This is a genomic window from Deinococcus humi, assembly GCF_014201875.1.
Lineage (GTDB): Bacteria > Deinococcota > Deinococci > Deinococcales > Deinococcaceae > Deinococcus > Deinococcus humi.
This window is the reverse complement of sequence record NZ_JACHFL010000036.1, coordinates 1-17,842: the sequence shown is the minus strand read 5'-3', so window position 1 is coordinate 17,842 and position 17,842 is coordinate 1. Positions and strand designations below refer to the sequence as shown.

The window sequence follows — 17,842 nt, the reverse complement described above, 5'->3', positions numbered from 1 at the left end:
TCTGCTTTGGAAAGCCCTAAAGCTTTCCCTTCACGAGTCTGGAGACGTCTCCGGGGTGGAAACATCCGCTCGTCCGCCTCTGTCGATGCGGTCCTGTCATCATTATCAACAACCAGATTTTCATGCGTCTCAGTGGACCTTTTTCTCCGAAGAGCTTGGGGTTTTCCACTCGCCTGTTTAACGGGCGAAGGGAACTATATCCCCCTGTGGCATATCTGTCAACACCTACACCCCAAGGATCGAGAAGGCCTGAAGATCGGCGCAGGAGGAGGGACCGACACTGGGACCTGGAGCGTGGAGCTGCGGTCCTGCGGAACGCTCCAGGGCTTCAAAGGACGGCGTGCTAGCCTGACTCCATGAGGTTGAACGTTGTGTTTTTTGCCCATCTGCGGCGAGAAATAGGAGTGGAGCAGCTGACAATGGAAGCTCCGCAGGGGGCCGATGTGCGAACAGTGGCGTCCTTGATTGAGACGCAGCACGGCCTGAGCCTGAAGGGCTGCATGGTGGCGGTCAACGAGAATTACGCCACGCCAGACCATGCACTGCAGGACGGCGACGAAGTGGCCTTTCTCCCCCCTGTGGCTGGCGGCAGCGACGATGGGGATACCTACTGCGCGATGACGGATCAGCCTCTGCTTTTGCAGGTGGCAGACGCCTTTCTGGTCCGCCCTGAATGTGGCGCACAGGCGTATTTCGTGGGCACCGTTCGCAGCCCTAACAAGGGCAAAAACGTCGAGCACATTGATTACGAGGGCTACGTGCCGATGGCCCACAAGATCATGCAGGACGCAGCAGACGCGGTACGCCAGAAGCATGGAGAGCTGCGCATCTGGATTCAGCACCGTACCGGGCGCCTCCGGCCAGGCGAGGCCAGCATCCTGATTGGGGTCGCCAGCCCCCATCGCCGCGCCGCGCTGGAAGCCTGCGATTTTCTGATCGAGTACCTGAAGGTGCAGATTCCGGTCTGGAAACATGAGGCCGACGACGACGGTCAGCACTGGGTGGAAGGCCACTCGGAACACACCGCCCTTTAAAACTTTAAGTTCTGCGCCTCGCCTGGGTCTCCAAGAAATACGGTGAGGGACCATGTTCGCGGGCGTGAGCCTCGAACCTGCGGTAGTAACGGCTGGCGAGGCCGATCATCAAGGCCACCACGGCGATCAGCGCCAGGAACGGCCACAATCCGGGTGGGCCAGAAAGCAGGCTGTTAAAGGCGAAATGCAGCGCGATGCTGAGCAACACCCCACGCATCACCCAACCTTTGACCGAACCGAGACTAGGGCCTCTGACCTGCTGCCAGTGCAGGCCGCCGAGGGCGTAACCCTGCGGCGCACTGAACAGAGCGTGGGCCAACGTGGTCACCAGTGCGTGCCAGGTGGCAGCCCCGCTTCCGAATCCGAGCGTGTAGGTCACGTTCTCCATCAGCGCGAAGCCCAGCGCAGCGGTCACGGCATAGACCAGCCCGTCCATCGGCTCATCGAAGGACAGCTCGGTAATGGCTGTGGTGGCGGCCACGAATTTGCTACCCTCCTCGATTACGGCAGTCAGCAAGGCCACCACCAATAAGGTTAGCGGCAGGGTGGAGTCCAGCATCTTGCCCAGACTGGCCTCGAACGCCGCCGAGATCAGCCATGCGAACATCCCCCACGCGAAGGTACGGGCCAGCAGCCACAGCGGTTCGGGATGACGGTCACGGCGCACGAAGAACCACAGCCACCACAGCGTGACCGCCACAGAGGCCAGCAACGAGAGTGACAGTGAGGCGGTAGGCATTCAGCGTAGCGCTAGGCGCGGGCCAGCCGGGAAGCCGCGGCCTGCATGGGTTGATGCGCCAGATGGGTCAGCGCCAGCGCCAGAGCGTCCGCCGCGTGGTTGTTGAACAGTTCACGCACACCCAGCGACGCCTTGACCATGTAGATGACCTGTTCCTTGTCAGCGCGGCCAGCACCCACCAGCGCCTTCTTGACCTGCATAGGACCATAGTGATGCACCGGCACTCCTGCCTGAGCGCATGCCAGTTGTACCACGCCGAAGGCCTGTCCCACCTTGAAGGCCACGTCCGCCTGACGACGCAGAATCTGGTCCTCAATGGCCACCGCCTCCGGCTGGTATGTGTCGATCAGTCGGCTGACCTCGCTGTGAATGTAGGCCAGGCGACGCGGCATAACCCAGGCGCTCTCGGTGGTGAGGCAGACGTGATGCAGATGCCGAGCCTTGCGAACATTTCCGTCCACCAGCCCTAGGCCCAGGTTGGCGAGGCCGGGATCAATACCGAGGACGATCATGCGTCCAGCATACGGGAAAATCGGCGCGGCAGACAAAAAGAACCGCAGGCACGGAGTTTCCTCCGCCTGCGGTCTTGTGAGCGCGGGCTAGCGCCGACTTTTCGGATCGAAGGCGTCACGCAATCCATCGCCCAGGAAGTTGAAGGCCAGCACGGTGAACAGAATGGCCAACCCAGGGTAGAACGGCAACCAAGGGTAACTGAGCACCACCTCCTGCGCGTTGCTGAGCATGTTGCCCCAGGTGGAGACGGGCGGCTGGATGCCGAAACCCAGAAAGCTCAGGGCGGCCTCGCCCAGAATCGCCCCCGCCACGTCGATGGTGGCGCTGACCACGATGATTCCCAGCATGTTGGGGGCCAGATGCCGCCACATCACGCGGTTGTTGTTTGCGCCCAGCGCACGGGCAGCGTCCACATATTCCAGATTCTTGAGCCGCAACACCTCGCCGCGCACCAGCCGGGCCGTGCCCATCCAGCCGAAGATGGCGAAGATGCTGATGATGATCACCACGCTGGCCGAGGGGCCGAGGTTCTGGCGCAGGTTGGTGATAAGCGGCGCGTCGCTGCTGGCGAACAATCCCGAGATCACCAGTTGCAGCGGCAGGGTGGGCAGACTGAGCATGAACTCGATAAAGCGGCTGATGGCCGAGTCGGTCAGGCCGCCGAAAAAGCCCGCCACCAGTCCGGCCAGTGTGCCCAGCAACACGCTGATGATCGCCACTGAGAAGCCCACCACCAGACTGATGCGGCTGCCGTAGATCACGCGCGAGAGGACGTCGCGGCCCAGCTCGTCCTGGCCCAGCGGGTAACTGGCGCTGGGCGGCGCGAAGAACCCACTCAGGTCCTGGGCGTTGGGATCATGGGGGGCGATCAGCGGTGCCAGCAGGGCCGCGAGTACCACGAAGACGATGAACGCCAGGCTGATCATGGCCGCCTTGTGACGCAGCAGCCGTCGCATGGACATCTGCAACGCGGAGTAGCTCTTTTCGGCGGGCGGGGCAGGAGCAGTGATTGTCATGGGAGGGCCACCTTCAGGGTCACGAGCCTCACGAGTAGCGAATCCGGGGATCCACCAAAGCGTAGGCCAGATCGGCGAGCAACTGGAACACCACGGTCAGGATGGCCAGCATCATCAGGCACAGCATCACCACGTTGAAGTCCTTGCTGACCAGTGAATCGAGCAGCGCGCGGCCCATGCCCGGCCACGAGAACACCGTCTCGGTCAGGACCGCGCCGCCGAACAGGCCCGGAATGGACAGACCCAGAATGGTGATGATCGGAATCAAGGCATTTCTCAGCGCGTGCTTGAAGATCACCGCGCGGTTGGGCAGCCCCTTGGCCCGCGCCGTCCGCACGAAGTCCTGGCCGATCACCTCCAGAAAACTGGCGCGCATGAAGCGGGTGGTGGCGGCAATTTCACGGAACATCAGGATGGACAGCGGGAGGATCAGGTATTTCAGGCGGTCTAGCCAGAAGGGCCAGAACCCGTCCTCCGGGCTTAAATTGCCCAGACCGCCGGGCGGCAGGGCGATGGCCCCACCCGTCACTTGCGGCAGGTACACCGCGAACAGGTACAGCGCCATCACGCCGATCCAGAAGACGGGGGCGCTGAAGGCCACGAAGCTCAGGAAGGTCAGCACGTAGTCCAGCGTGCTGTATTGGCGGATGGCCGAATAGATGCCCAACGGCACAGCGATCAGGGTACTGATCACCAGCGCGGGGATGGTCAGGAGCAGGGTATTGGGCAGGCGCTGGGTAAAGATGAACTGGGTGGCCGGAATACCGAAGTCGCGTGAATACCCGAATTCACCCTGGAAGGCCCGCAGCAGCCACGACACGTACCGCTGGGGCCAGGGCGTGTTCAGGCCATAGGCCTCGCGCAGCCGGGCAATATCCTCAGGGGTAATGCGCGGGTTGCCGAAGATCAGCTGATCGACCGGGTCGCCGGGCTGCAGGGCGGTCAGGCCAAAAATCACCAGACTGATTACGAGCAGCAGCGGGATCATCTGCAGGATCCGGCGCAGGGCGTAGGTTGCCATAGAAAAGCCATCCTTTCAGGAACATGGAAAAGAGCGTTGAACGCGAGCGGGGAGAGGAAGGCCAATGTGCGGCGCATCCTCTCCCCCATGCCGAGGTTCAGGCGGTGTGCGCCCTGTCCCCGGTTATTCCTTCTGCTTGTGGGCCGAGACCGCGCCCTTGCTCGTCCAGCCCACGCGGTAGGCATCCCAGGTGGGGTACAGCGTGTAGGCGCTGAAGTCGTAGTTGGCCAGTCCGTTGGCCTGGATGTACGGGTTGACGCGGTAGTACAGCGGCAGCGACGGCACGTTCTTGGCCCAGATGGTCTGCATCTGGTCAAAGAGCTTGTTGCGCGCGGCGGGGTTGAACTCAGTGCGCGCCTGGAGTTGCAACTTGTCGTAGTCAGCGTTGATCCAGCCCGAGTTGTTCTGGCCAGCGTAGCCGTTGGCCTCGGTGGGAACACCTGATCCCTTGAAGAGATCGCCCTCTTCGAAGATGGGGTTGGCGGTCCAAGCGTACATCGCCAGATCCCACTTGCCCTCGGCGCCCTTGGACAGGAAATCCGCGCCGAAAAAGACGCTGGACGGATAGTTCTGAATGTTGACCTGCACGCCCACGGCCTTCCACTGCGCCTGAAGGATCTGCTGCACGCGCTCACGCACGCTGTTGCCCGCCGTGGTGCCGAAGTTCAGGCTGAACTTCTTGCCACCCTTTTGCAGGATGCCGTCGCTGCCGGGCGTCCAGCCTGCAGCGGCGAACAGCGCCTTGGCCTTGGCCGGATCGAAGGGATAGGTCTGCACGTCCTTCTTGTACACGGTGGCCAGCGGGTTGATGAACACGTTGGACACGGGCTGCTTGCCCTGGAACAGAGCCTTGACCAGTGACGTACGGTCAATGGCGTACAGCAGCGCCTGACGGACGTTGGGATCGTCCAGATCCAGGTCCTTGGCCTTCTGGCCGCGTGTGTTGATGTCGATATGCTCCCACACTGCACCGGGTACGAAGTAGGTGCTGAACTTGCGCTGTCCTCGTTGCAGGTCAATGGCCTGATCAAACGACAGTCCTACCGTCGCCAGCGCGTCTACCTGGCCCGACAGCACGTTGACCTTGAGGGTGTTGGTGTTGGGAATGAAGCGGTAGGTCACGGTCTGGAGGTACTTGCTCTCGCCGCCAGAGGGCTTGCGCCAATAATTGGGATTGCGGGTCATGGTCAGGCTGTTGCCGGGCCGCCACGCAGTGGGCTTGAAGGGACCGGCCACCACCTTAGGCAGGTTGTTGGAGGTGGTGTACTGGTTGAGGAACTTGATCCACTGCTCATTGACCGCGTCGCTGGGCTTCTGACCCTTGGTGGCCGCGTTGAAGGCGTCCCAGCCAGCCTTCATGGCCGCCGAGGGAGCGACACCGGGGGCGCCCGCCTGCTCGGCGAACAGGTACGGCGGATCAAAGGTGATGGTGAACGTCTTGTTGTTCGCGCCGCGCGTGATCTTGGCGTTCTCGAAAGGGTAACGGTCCGGCACCGGCACGCGCTCGTCGTTCTGTACCATGAGCCAGAACTCGAAGTCAGCGGTGGTGATCTGCGAGCCGTCGCTCCATTTGGCATCCGGGCGGATGGTGTAGGTCAGGCTGTTGCGGATGACCTTGCCACTGGCGTCCTTGACCACCTTGTAGCCGCCGTTGGCCAGGGTGGGCACCCGAGTGGCCATGTCCGCGTACAGTTTACCGTCGTTGTCCAGACCAGTCAGGGTGGCGCCCATCCAGTTGTTGATCTCGGTGCTGATCGCCAAATTGTTGGTCACCCATGGATCGTAGATGTTCGGCGGTTCCTGTGAGGTGCCGACAATCAGGCTGTTGTTGGCCGGACCCGCCTGAGCGGGAGCTAAGACCGCAGGTGTCAGCAAAAGGGCGGAAAGGGTCAGGACCTTCTTCAGGGACACTTCTTTCATGAACGCCTCCAAGACTCTTGCACAGGCCGTTTCCAGCCCTAAACTGTAGTGATGAGCGTCAGTATAGGGCGGGGTGAAGAAGTGTCAAGGCTGTGGCGCTGATAGCATCGCGCGACAACACATCGATGCAATTTGAACGTCGGGAAGGCAGGACGAACTCAAACTTGGCGCAGCATGCACCGCGCCATCCTGGCCCACCGCCCGGAAATACGTCTCATGGCAAGCGAACGGGCCAGAACAATAGTTCTGGCCCGCAAAAAGTTTAGATGGTGAGTCGATCAGTTCTAATGGCTGCCACAGCCAGTGCTGCCTTCACCATCAGGCGACTGGGCACTATCCGTGCGGAAAGAGTGACCACAACCACAGGAGCTGGTGGCGTTGGGGTTGTTGACGGTGAAGCCACCGCCCATCATGTTTTCCACAAAGTCCACTTCGCTGCCCCGCAGAAGAGACAAGCTCATATGATCAACGAGCAGCTTGACACCCCGGTCATGCACGATGGTGTCGCCTTCCAGTTCGCGGTCATCAATGGCCATGCCGTATTGGTAACCACTACAGCCGCCGCTCTTGATAAAGACGCGCACGCCCGCATTCTCCTTACCACTCTGGCCGATGATGCCCAGAGCCTTCTGCGCGCCAAATTCGCTGATGGTCATGGCCTTTTCAGGCACGTCACCGTGGGTTTCGGGATAGGTCGTCGCGGTCATGCGTGAAGCGTAGCACCATTGGCGCAATAAAAAGGTGCGCGGAAAGCAAAGTGAATGAACTACAGGATCGGTTTTGGCAACGTGCAGGACTGTTGCTGCGAGCGCTGTAATGATGGGGCCAGCTATGCCGAAATCCACTGCGCCGCTTACATTCCTTGAGTGCTGTCATGTTAAGATGGGTTCTATGACGAACCCCTATGCTGAGTGGTTCGAGCAGCTCCGGACCGAATACAGTGAGCAGCTCGGGGCCATGCCGTTGCCCGACGGGTTGCCTGAACATCTGCGGCATCTGATCGAGACCCACGACGAGGAAGCCATCCTCTTCATGATTAAGCTGGCCTGGCAGTTTGGTGCGCAGGTCGGCTATAGCGCTGGCAGTCGTGAGGGCGGCGAGCAGGTGGCTGTGGTCAGACCCAGCAATCGCGTTCAGGCTTGAGCGCTAGCCCTTTAAATTCCAGCCGCCTCCTTAATGAGGCGGTTTTTTTTGTGCCTTTGCCCAAGTCTCAATGCCCACTCTTGCGCGGCACGGCCCAGCAGTCCAGCTCTTCCCTGCCATGGATCAGGCCTAGCGCTGCCAGCTCACTCAATACGCGCTGGGCAAAAGCCACCACGGTTTCGGGGCTGACCCCTTCTAGATCGGTCGATTCCAGACCAAGGCTACGGGCTTCACGGGCTAGGTGATAAGCGAGATGTTCCACAGGCATAGCATAAGAAAAACCGCCCCGGCACCTGGCCAGGTGCCGGGGCGGTTACGGTAACAGGGTTCAGTCGTCGGCGGCTGCGGTGGAGTGCGCCAGCGACTCGCGCTCGTCGGCCTCGCGCAGGGCACGAATGCCGCGCACGATTCCAATGGTGGCGAAGTAAGTCACAGCGGGAACCACGAACATCAGGATCCACAGCACGGTATTGGCGTTACCGGTCGTCAACACGTTGGCGCTGATCAGATCCGGCTTGTACCCGGCCACCGACATGATGATCAGCAGCGCCATGAACGAGGTCCCGATAGCCAGTCGCACGGGGTGATTGGTGGGGTTCTCGGCGTAGTAGTTGTTGTCCTTGCTGCGGTCCAGCATGGGGACGGCGAACATCGCGGCGATGACCACGGTGGGCAGCAGGATCGCGCCGACAAATTCTGAGCCGATGATGCCGCCGAAGATGGTGAGTTCGAAACTGGGGATGATCGCCAGCGCGCCGAACACCCACAGGAGGTACCAGTCAGGCTTGATGTTCTGAATCGGTGTGGTGCTGGGCGGCCCGAAGAACTCGACCGGGTGCACGGGAATAAACGCGCTGAACAGCAGCACGATCCCGGCGAACAGCAGCGTCAGCATCAACATGATGGGGGTCTGCTGGGTCAGCAGCGGCACACCGACGATCTTCTTGTAGGCAATCCGCTTGGCGTACTGGGGCTGGGTGTGCTTCTGCTTGATCATCAGCAGCATATGCGCGCCCGTCAGGGCCAGCAGAATGCCCGGCAGCAGCATGATGTGGTAGCCGTAGATACGCGGGATGATGCCCTCACCAGGGAAGTTGCCTGCAAAGGCCGCCTGCGCCAGCCAGCTGCCGATCCAGGGGATCGAGGCGGCAATACCGTAGACCACCTTAACCGTGTTGTAGGCGTAGTTGTCGTAGGGCAGGATGTAGCCGGTCACGGCCGTCAGGGCGGTGAAGATCAGCAGCAGCATGCCGATCCACCAGTTGATCTCGCGGGGCTTCTTGAAGGCGCCCGTGAAGTAGATCCGCATCATGTGAATGACGGCAGCGGCCACCATGATGTTGGCGGTCCAGTGATGGACGCGGCGCAGCATGTCCCCGAAGGGCATGGCATTGATCTTGAGAGCCGAGTGGTACGCCGCCGGTATCAGGTTGGGCTTGTCGGCGGTGCCCGGATCGAAGGAGTTGACGATCAGGCTGTTGCTGGGTTCGTAGGACAGCGCCAGCACGATCCCGGTAATGATCAGGATGATCAAGCTGAACAACGTGATTTCACCCAGGAAGAAGCTGTGGTGAACGGGGAAGGCTTTGCGCAGGAACTTGTCGTTCAGGCGCGAGATGTGCAGGCGTTCGTCGAGCCATTGGTTCATGCGCTGTTCTCCTTATGCTGTCCCTGAGAGAAGGTGGAGTTCATGCGAGCTGCGCCTTGACTGCTTCCTTGCGGGCTTCCCATTCGGCCTCCGTAAACGGGTACGGATTTTCGAGGAAGAATCCGGCCACCACCAGCTTGTCGCCGTCCATCTTGATCGGCAGCTGCGCCAGTGGACGCGGTGGCGGACCGCCCACCACAATGCAGCCGCGCTTGGGATCGTACTGACCCGAGTGGCAGGGGCACTTCATCTGACCTTCCTGCTGGTCGTCGTCGCTGACCGAGCAGCCTGCGTGGGTGCAGATATCGCTGTACGCCACGATCTCGCCGTCAATGGTGGCTTCCAGGTTGGTGGGGGCAACAATCTGTCCCTTGGGGTAACGGAACACGGCCAGCACGTTGTTGGGGTCACCCTTGCGGATCAGATTGTTGCCTTCCTTGTCCTTGCCCATCGGCCAGGCACGGATCAGCTGCTCACTGAGTTCGCTGGGCTTGATGATCTCGCCTTCCTTACTGGCCGAGGCGTGAACAAGCACGTCACCCTCGACGGGCGGCATCTTGTCACGGGTCAGGCGGAACACCGGGTTCGCGGTGCCCAGAACGCCGACCAGACTGACGATGCCCACGGTGGCGGTGGTGCCCATGGCCGCGTTGATAAAGCGGCGGCGGGTCATTTCGGGGTCCTGTTTGCGGTAACGGGTCATGGTTCAAACCTCACTGAAAGAGATTGCAGGGGGCACAGAGCTGAGTGATGGGCTTACCAGGGGAATTCGCCGCTCGCGTCCTCGACCAGCACCTCGCCGTCCATGAAGAACTTCTTGTACAGGCCCACGGCCAGTGCCAGCAGCAGAATGATCATGGCGGCGTAGAAGCCCTCAGCAGTTACGTTGGGCATCACGGGTTCGTTGGCACCCCAGCCCGCGTAGTCAATGACCATCTGACGGGCGAACAGCACACTGAAGAGGAGAATCAGGCCCAGCGTGGTGACCATGCCCAGCATGGCGATAGGCGTCGAACGCACCTTGTGAATCCCGGGATGCAGCTCGGTTCCCTCGGTCCAGACGCTATACAGTCCGATCAGACCGTAGGTGAGCAGCACCATGATGAAGGTGGCCAGGAAGATCTCGGGGAGCTTGATGTCCTCGGGCACGAGACGGCTGCGGTTCTTGAGAACGGCCGGATCGACCTTGGTCTGGCTCTCGGCCACGGTGGCCGGCGTCAGCAGATCGTCTTCCTTGTTGCCCCAGGAGTTCAGCACATAGTTGGCGACGGCGTAGATCTCGTTTTCCTTGAGCTTCTCGCCGAAGGCGGGCATGGCCCCCTTGCCGTTCACCACGATGTTGTGTACGTACACCGGGTCTTTCAGAATCTTCTCGTCGCCGGCCAGCGCTGGTCCCACACCGCCCTGACCCTCCGCGCCGTGGCAGCCCACACACCCAGCAGAGGTGTAGATCTCCTTGCCAATCGTCGGGTATTCCTTGCTGATGTTCGCCACGACGGCTGGGTCGACCGTGACCGGTTCCGGCGCGGTCTCCTTGTTGAACAGGAACAGCAGCAGGATCCACATGATGGCCGCACACACGATGGCAACCCACGGCATTACAGCGTCGTTTCTCTCCACGTTCTTTCTCCCTCACACATGAAATGGCCAGATGTCCTGCACCATTCAGGGCTTATGCCGACAAGCTGTTCATCAGACCGTATCGGCGAGCAGCATAGCACGCAGCAAACCCGCTCTCGGCGGCCCTTGATACCGTCTGCATCGCACTCGGCGCGCCTTCTGGAACGGCTGATCCAGCGACACTTCGGCAAGTGTCATGATGCGCCTGACCGGGCGGTTAAATGTCCCCGTTTGTGAAGACCTGACCCAGTGTCGCCAGCAGCGGCCACAGCGCTTCCGAGAGCAGATTCACGTCACGGTTGCCGGGCAGTTCACGGCGATCCGCGCCGCCCTCGGTGAGCAGGGCAATCAGCAGGGGACGCGGGGTATACAGCACGCCCACGTCGTGGTGCACGCCGTCCAGTTCGCCACTCTTGCTGGCCAGACGGTACAGGAGCTCCCCATTTTCCGCACGCGGCAGCCCCCGCCCGATCAGATCCCGGAGTTGCTGCCGTTCCAGGATGTCGAGGGCCAGGGCCGTGTGGGCCGCGTCCAGCAGCTCGCCCCGCACCAGGCGGCCCAGCAGGTCAGTCTGTTCCAGCGCGCTGGTGCGGTTGCGCTCCCCCCGACGCTGGGCGGCGTTGCGTTCCGCAGGAGGCAGTTGCAGCTTGCCGATCAGCCGGGTCTGAGAGAAGCCGTGGGTGTCCAGCCAGGCGTTGACGGCCTCCACGCCCAGCACTTCGATCACCAGATTGGTGGCAGTGTTGTCGCTGACGATGATCATCAGGGTCAGCACGTCGAGCCAGCTGAGCGCCAGGCCAGGCCCCAGCTCGTGCAGGACGCCTGCACCTGGCACGCGATCAGACGCCGCCAGGGTGACGCGGTCCTCTAGGCGTAGTCGCCCCGTCTGCACCCATTCCAGCGCCAGGATCAACAGCGGCACCTTGATCGTGCTGGCGGCCGGGAAAACCCGCTCCGGATTCAGCGCAAACAATTCCTGCCCCGCGAGATCGCAGACGCGAAGCCCCACCTCCCCCGCATAGCCCTGGGCACGAAGATCGGAAAGGAAGGGAGAGGGGGTCCGCAACTGCTGTTCTGCCATTCCAGCCACCCTACTCTGGAATGATCAGCCCGGCCAGTGCGGCGAAGGGGTGCGGCGCGCTCCGGGGACGCAGGGTACAGAACGGTGGCCCACCCTCCGGTTCGACGCGATGGGGGCAGGACGGGCATTCGGGAAATGCCTGTTCGGTGTAGGCCAGATCAGCCTCCGCACTGTTCAGCACCCACTCCCGTTCGCAACCCGCCCGGAAAGTGACGGGGCCAGCGACGCTGGGAACGTGAACGTCTGCCCCACTTCGCCCACGCCGCCTAGTCAAGGTTGGCGATGCCCTCGCGGATCGCGTACAGCGCAGCCTGCGTGCGGTTGTTGAGCTGTAGCTTGGTGAAGATCTCCGACAGGCGGTTGCGCACCGTCTTCTCGCTGATATCCAGGCGCAGGGCGATGTCCTGGTTGGAAAAGCCTTGGGCCAGCAGCTTGAGAATCATGGTCTCGCGTTCATTGAGGTCCGCGTGCTTCTCACTGGGCAGCTCCTCACGTTTGTCCCGGAAGTCGTCAAGGACGTTCTGGGCCATATCTGCGTCCAGCAGCGCCTCGCCCCCGGCCACCCGATTGATGGCGTCAAGTAGTGTGGCGGCGTCGGCGTCCTTGAGGATGTAACCGCGCGCCCCCGCCTTGACGGCCTCGAAGACGTAGCGGTCCTGGCGGTACATGGTGATCATGATGACGCGGGCGTTGGGATCGATTTCCAGGATGCTCTGGGTGGCCTTGACGCCGTCGAGCTCCGGCATCTGGATGTCCATCAGGATCACGTCGGGGTGGGTATCCGCCGCGTAGCGGATGGCCTCGCGTCCGTTTGCGGCTTCGCCAATCACACGCATGCCCTCCGACTCCAGCAGGCTGCGCAGACCCTGGCGAAACAGCGCGTGATCATCGACGAGCAGCACACGAATCATAGGGTTCAGTCTAGGCCCATCCGGAGAGAAGATGAGGAAGGAGGCCTACCTTTACCTCCTGGGTACCGCGGCCTGCGGCAGGTTGTTATCCACCGTCCTCACGGAGTTGGGCACACAAACCTGAGAGGCTTGCAAACAATCTGTAAGGGCCGGGCCGTTACACTCGTGGGCGTGATGACCTGGTTCGATGCCCTGCTCGTGACCCTGTGGGCCGTGATGACCGCGCTGGGAGCGCGGCGCGGTCTGGCCGGACTGGCCTGGGGTCTGCTGGGCGTCACCATCTGTTTTCTGGTGGGGGCGCTAGGGAGCCCGCTCATCAGTGCCGTGGCAGCGACCGTGCTGGGCCTGGGCAGCGCCGTGGTGATCTCTCGACTGCTGCCTCATCCGGCGGTAGAGCCGTGGCATCTGCTGGCCGGTGGGGTGGGCGGGCTGGCTCTTGGCGGCGTGCTGATCGCTACCGTGGCGCTGGGTTTTCCGCTGGATCTGCGCGTCACACCGACGGGACCCACCGGCGTCTACCCATCGGTCAATATGCCGCCCGCACTGTACGTGGCAGTGCGTGACTCGGCGATTCAGAACGGTCTGCGGGGCGTGTGGGGCGGCAATCTGGCCCTCCGAACCCTGCTGGTTCCCGATCAGGCGCGCCGGCAATAGACAGGCGAGCAATGAGGGTGACAATATCCGGTTGAAGCGCTCCAGCTGAATCAGCGGCCTGTTGGCACAAGAAACACCCGCCATGACCGGCGGGTGTTCCCATTCTTCAAGCGGCCCGGGGGCGCTACTTCTTCAGCACACCTGGAAATTCCGGCTTCTGACGCAGGGGTACGAGCTGGACCAAGCTAATGGGGAAAGTGATGTCCTGGCCCGCGCGGGTCAGGGTCACGGCCGGTGCGGGACTCAGGTCCAGTCGGGCAGCCGTGGTGGGCAGGCCGGCCAGCGCCGCAAGCGGCACAAAGGGCACATTGTTGAAGACCCGCACGGTCACGGGCAGCAGGGAGCCGTCCACCAGAACGTTGGCGGTGCGCGGCGTCACGCTGCTGACGGCCAGGCCCAGCGCTCCGGCACTTGAGCTCAGCGGCAGGTAGATCTGACCGTTCTCAGCGCGGGCCACGCCGGCGGCGACAATGGCCTGCTGCTGCGGCGTCAGCACCGGAATGGGCTGCGGTAGGGCGGGGGGGGCAGGTTGTGGCGACGCCGGTTGCGAGGGGGCCGAATTGGCAGGCGGCACCTGCGCTGTCGGCGCAGTGGGGACGGGCGCTGTGGGCGCAGGGGCGGGAGCGGTGGCCACCGGGGCCAGCGGCGTGAGGGCGGCCAGCACTGCACTTGCGGCGCGCTGGCGTGACTGAGTGGCCGCCTCCAGTTCCTGCGGGCTGGGCGCGCGTCCCACGGCGCTGGGCTGGGCATGGAAGGTGGTCCACGGCCCCACCGCCAGCGGACGCTGGCCCTTCAGAGCGTTCAGCCGTCCACCCTCGGTCACGAAGTACAGCGTGCCCGCGTCGCTGACCGTGACGCCCAGATCCATCTTCTTGCCGGTTCCCAGTTGCCACAGGGGCTGGCCCGCCGTGCCGATGGCATGCAGCGTGCCGCCCAGATCGGGCACGACCACCGTCCCATCGCTGAGTTCGGCGGCAGGAGCGGTGACGGGCGCTCCGGCGACGTAGGTCCAGGCATCCTGACCGTCCGCCCGCACCGCATAGACCCTACCGTCGTAGCTGCCCACCACCACCAGCCCCTTGCTGGTCACGATCGGGCTGGCATTCACGAACAGTCCGGTCTGCCGGGTCCAGCGCAGTCCGCCCGCCGGGTCCAGCGAGTACAGCTTGCGGTCACTGGAGCCGAAATAGAGGTTGCCGGCCGCATCGATGGCTGGACTGCTGAACACCAGCGAGCCAGCGCGAAAGCTCCATTTCAGCTTGCCGTCCGGGGTCAGCGCAAGGAATTGACTGCCCTGGGTGCCCAGGTAGATGGTGCCGTCCCGCGCGATGGCCGGACTGCTGAACACCGGCGCTCCGGCCTTCAAGGTCCACAGCGTCTTGCCCTCGGCGCTCAGGGCATGGACGGTGCCACCAGCTGTGGCAACGATCACGCTGCCGTCGGGACGCAGGGCAGGGGTGGCGAAGATATCGCCGTCCAATCGGATCTTCCACAGCAGTTTGCCCGCCGGGTCCAGCGCGTAGACCGAGTCGTCGTAACTGGCCGCAATCACGCCGCCCTGCGGGGTGATGACCGGGTACGCGCGCCCCAGATCACCCGCCGCATAGTTCCACCGCTCGTTACCGTCGGCATCGGTGCGGTGGATGCGGGCGTCGCTCCCAATGAACACCAGGTCCCCACCCGGCGCCACCGAGACGCCTGAAATCACGCGCAACTCCTTGGACCAGTCGATTTTGGGGGCCTTGAACTGGGAGGCGGGCAGGGCGGCGGGGGCACTCTGGGCCGGGACGGCCTGGGCCTGGGCACCTGAGAAAACTGCGCCAGAGCACAGTAAACCGAGTGTCAGAACGATGGATTTTCCGGGGGGGCTGGACAGGGGGTTCCTCATCTGAAGGTAAGCTCCTTTACATTGCCTTTACGCAACGTTGAATCGGTGGGGAGGGACGTGGACGCCTGCCAGGGTACGGCCTAAGATGACCGACGTTATGAAGAAGATTCTCATGCTGACCGCGTTTGCGCTGACTGGCCTGGCCGCCGCGCAGGACACCACCACCGCCCCTGCCACGACGCCCATGGCCGCTCCGGCCTCCATGAGCGCCGCTGAGAACTACACCAAGGCGCAGGAATACGCCGTGCAGGCTGACGTGGCCTACCCGGTGTCGTTCTATGACCGCACGCTGTGGAAGGCCGCCGTGGACCACTCGTACTACGCCGCCAGCATGGAAGCCACCAACCGCGACTACAACGCGTACCTGGCACAGCTCTACACCAAGACCCAGTGGTGGATCAACGCCTACAACGCCTGGACCCGCTTGGGCGAGCTGAACGACACCGAGAAGCAGTGGGCCTCCCTGAGCGCCGCCAAGCTGGCCTACCTGGCCCTCCAGCGCGGTGACACCGACATGACCCGTATGTACGTGGAAAAAGGCATGGGCTGGGCCGATAGCGAGAGCCTGCAGGCCATCATGAAGCGTCTGCCCTGAACCTTTTGAACCCAGGACACTCCTGCTGACTCCGGTTGTTTCCGGGGTCAGTTTTTTGGTGTGTGGATGCCGATTGACGCGGTGGCAATCTCCTATGCTGTAGGCATGACTCCCCGCGCCGTCCGCCTGCTGTCTCTGGGCACCTTGCTCACCGGCCTGCTGGTCGCCTGTGTGCCTGCACCCTTGCGGGCGCAGGCTGGAGCACAGGTGCAGGTGCAGGCCACCCTGACCCCTGCCCCCGTGGCGGCGGCCACCGGCGAAAGTGGGCTCTACCGGGCGCCTGGCCCGGCAGCCCTGCAAATTCGCAGCGACCGGCCTGCCTTTGTGACAGCCGTGGTGGTGCCGCAGTCCGGTGGCGCCCAGATCATTCCGGTGGGCGCCGTTTCAGCAGACACTCCGGTGTCCTTGGCGTTGCCAGCAACGGCGGGCTTCACGCAGGTCTTCACTGTGACCAGCCTGGCCCCGCTTGAGCTGGGCGCAGCGGCGGGCGCACGTACCCTGGACGATGTGGCGCGCGTGGTGCAGCAGAATGCGGCTGGCCTGCCCGCTGGAAGCTATACCGTGTCCACCACGGTCTACCGCGTGGTGAATTTCGGGACGCTGGAGGTCACGGCGTCACGCCCCGGCGCAGACGTGCGGATCAACGGCCGCCGCGTGGGAACCGCCCCACTGACTCTGCGCGACGTTCCCGAGGGACAGGTGACGGTATCGGTGTCGCGCTCAGGCTTCGACACCGTATCGCAGGCTGTCAATGTCCAACCAGACGCCACCGTCAGGGTCACGGCCGAATTGCGGCCTGAGACGGGCATCCTGCGGGTGGACAGCGACAGGCCCGCCCGCGTGTTGATCAATGGGCAGGGCGCGGGTACAACGCCGCTGCGCGTGCGGGTCCTCCCCGGCGTAAACAACATCAACGTGGTGCCACTGGACCCGGCCCTGCGGACTGAAACCCTGCTGGTGCGCGTCAAGGTCCGCGAGGACACCACCATCGTGTGCCGCAGCGTGCCGGAGTTCACCTGCAGCGTGCGCTGAAGGCCTGTCCAGACGCAGTGAAGGCAACACGACGAAATGCTGCGTTCCTACGAATGGGCTGGCCTCGACAGGCCTTCAGGGGCTACGGCTGTTCTGCCGCGGTCTCGCGCTCCGCGCGAATCTTGTAGACCTCGCGCATGTGATCCAGCTCGCCCAGGCAGGGTTGCTGCTGATCCAGCGGAAGGGCACTGAGTCTGGGACTGTCGTCCAGATTGACGCACCAGCGGGCAGCGAACATGCGCTTGACGGCGTTGATGCCAGGGCCGTAGCCCTCGCCGCCGTTCTGGAAAAAGGCCACCACGGCGAAGGTGGGGTCATTGACCGGACCGTAGCCCTCGTACCACGCGTGGGTGTAGGCGTAGCCCTTGTCTGGGCGGGCGCTGACGCCATTCTCGGCAGTGCCGGTCTTCCCTGCCGTAACCACCGGAAAGAGGTTCTTCCCCAGCTTGGTACTGGCAGTGCCGCCGGGAATGCTGACCGTCCAGTCCATCCCCTCCTTGACGAACCTGAACACATCGGTGTTGCCGTTCTGGAGCACGCTGGTGGGTGCGGGCCGCGCGGGGGATTTGCCGCCCTCGGTCTGAATCACGGTCAGCGGACGCTCCTGGCCCTCGTTGATGACCGTGGACAGCACCTTGATCAATTGCGCGGGCGTGACCAGCACGTCGCCCTGACCGATGCTCATATTCAGGCCTGATCCCGGATACCATGGACGCTCGGGCGTGTTGTAATCGTCAATATCGGTCAGGGTTCCGGTCTTCTCACCCACGATCTCGAGACCGGTGGGGCGGTTGTAGCCCAGTTCAGTCAGGCGAGACTTGAGTTGACGCGAGTACACCCCCGGCGTGGCCCGCACCGCCGAGTCGTAGTACCACGGGTTGCACGAGAAGGCAATGGCCTTGCGCCCGTCCACCAAGCCCAGGTTGGTGTGAGACCAGTTGTTGAAGCGTGCCCGCCCGAAGTAGTACGTCGGCGCGCAGGACAGCGAGAAATTGCCCCAGCGCTCGACGTACATCAGCGTGGTGGC

Annotated in this window: 20 protein-coding genes; 5 read left to right on the top strand and 15 right to left on the bottom strand. The window is 63.0% G+C overall.

Annotated features, from left to right (window positions below):
- Positions 1-356: 356 nt before the first annotated feature.
- On the top strand, positions 357-1,034 hold the full coding sequence (gene moaD / locus HNQ08_RS26245) for a molybdopterin converting factor subunit 1 (RefSeq protein ID WP_184138281.1): 678 nt from the start codon (positions 357-359) through the stop codon (positions 1,032-1,034).
- A gap of 4 nt (positions 1,035-1,038) precedes the next feature.
- Here the strand turns inward: moaD and HNQ08_RS26240 are convergent, their stop codons facing one another.
- The 6 genes from HNQ08_RS26240 to HNQ08_RS26215 form a co-directional block, all read right to left on the bottom strand.
- On the bottom strand, positions 1,039-1,773 hold the full coding sequence (locus tag HNQ08_RS26240; RefSeq protein WP_184138279.1) for a PrsW family intramembrane metalloprotease: 735 nt from the start codon (positions 1,771-1,773) through the stop codon (positions 1,039-1,041).
- A gap of 11 nt (positions 1,774-1,784) precedes the next feature.
- A complete protein-coding gene (gene ruvC / locus HNQ08_RS26235) occupies positions 1,785-2,285 on the bottom strand; it encodes a crossover junction endodeoxyribonuclease RuvC (protein WP_184138277.1) in 501 nt (166 codons plus the stop codon).
- An 87-nt stretch (positions 2,286-2,372) separates the two neighbouring features.
- On the bottom strand, positions 2,373-3,302 hold the full coding sequence (locus HNQ08_RS26230; protein WP_184138275.1) for an ABC transporter permease: 930 nt from the start codon (positions 3,300-3,302) through the stop codon (positions 2,373-2,375).
- Positions 3,303-3,330: 28 nt separating this feature from the next.
- Positions 3,331-4,323: an ABC transporter permease gene (locus tag HNQ08_RS26225; RefSeq protein ID WP_184138273.1), complete on the bottom strand. Its 993-nt coding sequence runs from the start codon at positions 4,321-4,323 to the stop codon at positions 3,331-3,333.
- Between the two features lie 123 nt (positions 4,324-4,446).
- Positions 4,447-6,243: a peptide ABC transporter substrate-binding protein gene (locus HNQ08_RS26220; protein WP_229790297.1), complete on the bottom strand. Its 1,797-nt coding sequence runs from the start codon at positions 6,241-6,243 to the stop codon at positions 4,447-4,449.
- A 284-nt stretch (positions 6,244-6,527) separates the two neighbouring features.
- A complete protein-coding gene (locus tag HNQ08_RS26215) occupies positions 6,528-6,950 on the bottom strand; it encodes a HesB/IscA family protein (RefSeq protein ID WP_184138271.1) in 423 nt (140 codons plus the stop codon).
- 184 nt (positions 6,951-7,134) lie between these two features.
- Between HNQ08_RS26215 and HNQ08_RS26210 the strand changes: the two genes are divergently transcribed.
- Positions 7,135-7,386 (top strand): DdrH, encoded by a 252-nt coding sequence (locus tag HNQ08_RS26210; RefSeq protein ID WP_184138269.1) that lies wholly within the window; start codon positions 7,135-7,137, stop codon positions 7,384-7,386.
- A 67-nt stretch (positions 7,387-7,453) separates the two neighbouring features.
- Here the strand turns inward: HNQ08_RS26210 and HNQ08_RS26205 are convergent, their stop codons facing one another.
- The 7 genes from HNQ08_RS26205 to HNQ08_RS26175 form a co-directional block, all read right to left on the bottom strand.
- The gene (locus HNQ08_RS26205; RefSeq protein ID WP_184138267.1) at positions 7,454-7,654 is read right to left on the bottom strand and encodes a hypothetical protein; all 201 of its coding nucleotides are present in this window, start codon (positions 7,652-7,654) and stop codon (positions 7,454-7,456) included.
- A gap of 60 nt (positions 7,655-7,714) precedes the next feature.
- Positions 7,715-9,034: a cytochrome b gene (locus tag HNQ08_RS26200; RefSeq protein ID WP_184138265.1), complete on the bottom strand. Its 1,320-nt coding sequence runs from the start codon at positions 9,032-9,034 to the stop codon at positions 7,715-7,717.
- 40 nt (positions 9,035-9,074) lie between these two features.
- Positions 9,075-9,737 (bottom strand): QcrA and Rieske domain-containing protein, encoded by a 663-nt coding sequence (locus tag HNQ08_RS26195; protein WP_184138263.1) that lies wholly within the window; start codon positions 9,735-9,737, stop codon positions 9,075-9,077.
- 53 nt (positions 9,738-9,790) lie between these two features.
- On the bottom strand, positions 9,791-10,633 hold the full coding sequence (locus tag HNQ08_RS26190; RefSeq protein ID WP_184138261.1) for a c-type cytochrome: 843 nt from the start codon (positions 10,631-10,633) through the stop codon (positions 9,791-9,793).
- A 238-nt stretch (positions 10,634-10,871) separates the two neighbouring features.
- Positions 10,872-11,735: a serine hydrolase gene (locus HNQ08_RS26185; RefSeq protein WP_184138259.1), complete on the bottom strand. Its 864-nt coding sequence runs from the start codon at positions 11,733-11,735 to the stop codon at positions 10,872-10,874.
- 10 nt (positions 11,736-11,745) lie between these two features.
- Entirely contained in the window at positions 11,746-11,916 is a 171-nt protein-coding gene (locus HNQ08_RS27765) for a hypothetical protein (RefSeq protein WP_229790296.1), read from the bottom strand.
- A gap of 85 nt (positions 11,917-12,001) precedes the next feature.
- Complete coding sequence (locus HNQ08_RS26175; protein WP_184138255.1) at positions 12,002-12,646, bottom strand: response regulator transcription factor; 645 nt, start codon at positions 12,644-12,646, stop codon at positions 12,002-12,004.
- Between the two features lie 174 nt (positions 12,647-12,820).
- On the opposite strand from HNQ08_RS26175, the gene HNQ08_RS26170 reads away from it, so the two are divergent.
- Complete coding sequence (locus HNQ08_RS26170; protein ID WP_184138253.1) at positions 12,821-13,300, top strand: hypothetical protein; 480 nt, start codon at positions 12,821-12,823, stop codon at positions 13,298-13,300.
- 124 nt (positions 13,301-13,424) lie between these two features.
- On the opposite strand, the gene HNQ08_RS26165 is transcribed toward HNQ08_RS26170, so the two are convergent.
- Positions 13,425-15,188 carry an outer membrane protein assembly factor BamB family protein gene (locus HNQ08_RS26165; RefSeq protein ID WP_184138251.1) on the bottom strand — a complete coding sequence of 588 codons (1,764 nt, stop codon included), beginning with the start codon at positions 15,186-15,188 and terminating at the stop codon, positions 13,425-13,427.
- A gap of 97 nt (positions 15,189-15,285) precedes the next feature.
- On the opposite strand from HNQ08_RS26165, the gene HNQ08_RS26160 reads away from it, so the two are divergent.
- Both HNQ08_RS26160 and HNQ08_RS26155 read left to right on the top strand, forming a co-directional pair.
- On the top strand, positions 15,286-15,783 hold the full coding sequence (locus HNQ08_RS26160) for a hypothetical protein (RefSeq protein ID WP_229790295.1): 498 nt from the start codon (positions 15,286-15,288) through the stop codon (positions 15,781-15,783).
- A 105-nt stretch (positions 15,784-15,888) separates the two neighbouring features.
- A complete protein-coding gene (locus tag HNQ08_RS26155) occupies positions 15,889-16,815 on the top strand; it encodes a PEGA domain-containing protein (RefSeq protein WP_184138247.1) in 927 nt (308 codons plus the stop codon).
- A gap of 82 nt (positions 16,816-16,897) precedes the next feature.
- Here HNQ08_RS26155 and HNQ08_RS26150 read toward each other — a convergent pair.
- The coding region (locus tag HNQ08_RS26150) for a penicillin-binding transpeptidase domain-containing protein (protein WP_280527644.1) at positions 16,898-17,842 on the bottom strand (945 nt) is incomplete at its 5' end.

Coding starts and splice junctions, on each gene's coding strand:
- moaD (WP_184138281.1), top strand. CDS start 357: ATGAGGTTGAACGTTGTGTTTTTTGCCCATCTGCGGCGAGAAATAGGA.
- HNQ08_RS26240 (WP_184138279.1), bottom strand. CDS start 1,773: ATGCCTACCGCCTCACTGTCACTCTCGTTGCTGGCCTCTGTGGCGGTC.
- ruvC (WP_184138277.1), bottom strand. CDS start 2,285: ATGATCGTCCTCGGTATTGATCCCGGCCTCGCCAACCTGGGCCTAGGG.
- HNQ08_RS26230 (WP_184138275.1), bottom strand. CDS start 3,302: ATGACAATCACTGCTCCTGCCCCGCCCGCCGAAAAGAGCTACTCCGCG.
- HNQ08_RS26225 (WP_184138273.1), bottom strand. CDS start 4,323: ATGGCAACCTACGCCCTGCGCCGGATCCTGCAGATGATCCCGCTGCTG.
- HNQ08_RS26220 (WP_229790297.1), bottom strand. CDS start 6,243: ATGAAAGAAGTGTCCCTGAAGAAGGTCCTGACCCTTTCCGCCCTTTTG.
- HNQ08_RS26215 (WP_184138271.1), bottom strand. CDS start 6,950: ATGACCGCGACGACCTATCCCGAAACCCACGGTGACGTGCCTGAAAAG.
- HNQ08_RS26210 (WP_184138269.1), top strand. CDS start 7,135: ATGACGAACCCCTATGCTGAGTGGTTCGAGCAGCTCCGGACCGAATAC.
- HNQ08_RS26205 (WP_184138267.1), bottom strand. CDS start 7,654: ATGCCTGTGGAACATCTCGCTTATCACCTAGCCCGTGAAGCCCGTAGC.
- HNQ08_RS26200 (WP_184138265.1), bottom strand. CDS start 9,034: ATGAACCAATGGCTCGACGAACGCCTGCACATCTCGCGCCTGAACGAC.
- HNQ08_RS26195 (WP_184138263.1), bottom strand. CDS start 9,737: ATGACCCGTTACCGCAAACAGGACCCCGAAATGACCCGCCGCCGCTTT.
- HNQ08_RS26190 (WP_184138261.1), bottom strand. CDS start 10,633: ATGCCGTGGGTTGCCATCGTGTGTGCGGCCATCATGTGGATCCTGCTG.
- HNQ08_RS26185 (WP_184138259.1), bottom strand. CDS start 11,735: ATGGCAGAACAGCAGTTGCGGACCCCCTCTCCCTTCCTTTCCGATCTT.
- HNQ08_RS26175 (WP_184138255.1), bottom strand. CDS start 12,646: ATGATTCGTGTGCTGCTCGTCGATGATCACGCGCTGTTTCGCCAGGGT.
- HNQ08_RS26170 (WP_184138253.1), top strand. CDS start 12,821: ATGACCTGGTTCGATGCCCTGCTCGTGACCCTGTGGGCCGTGATGACC.
- HNQ08_RS26165 (WP_184138251.1), bottom strand. CDS start 15,188: ATGAGGAACCCCCTGTCCAGCCCCCCCGGAAAATCCATCGTTCTGACA.
- HNQ08_RS26160 (WP_229790295.1), top strand. CDS start 15,286: ATGAAGAAGATTCTCATGCTGACCGCGTTTGCGCTGACTGGCCTGGCC.
- HNQ08_RS26155 (WP_184138247.1), top strand. CDS start 15,889: ATGACTCCCCGCGCCGTCCGCCTGCTGTCTCTGGGCACCTTGCTCACC.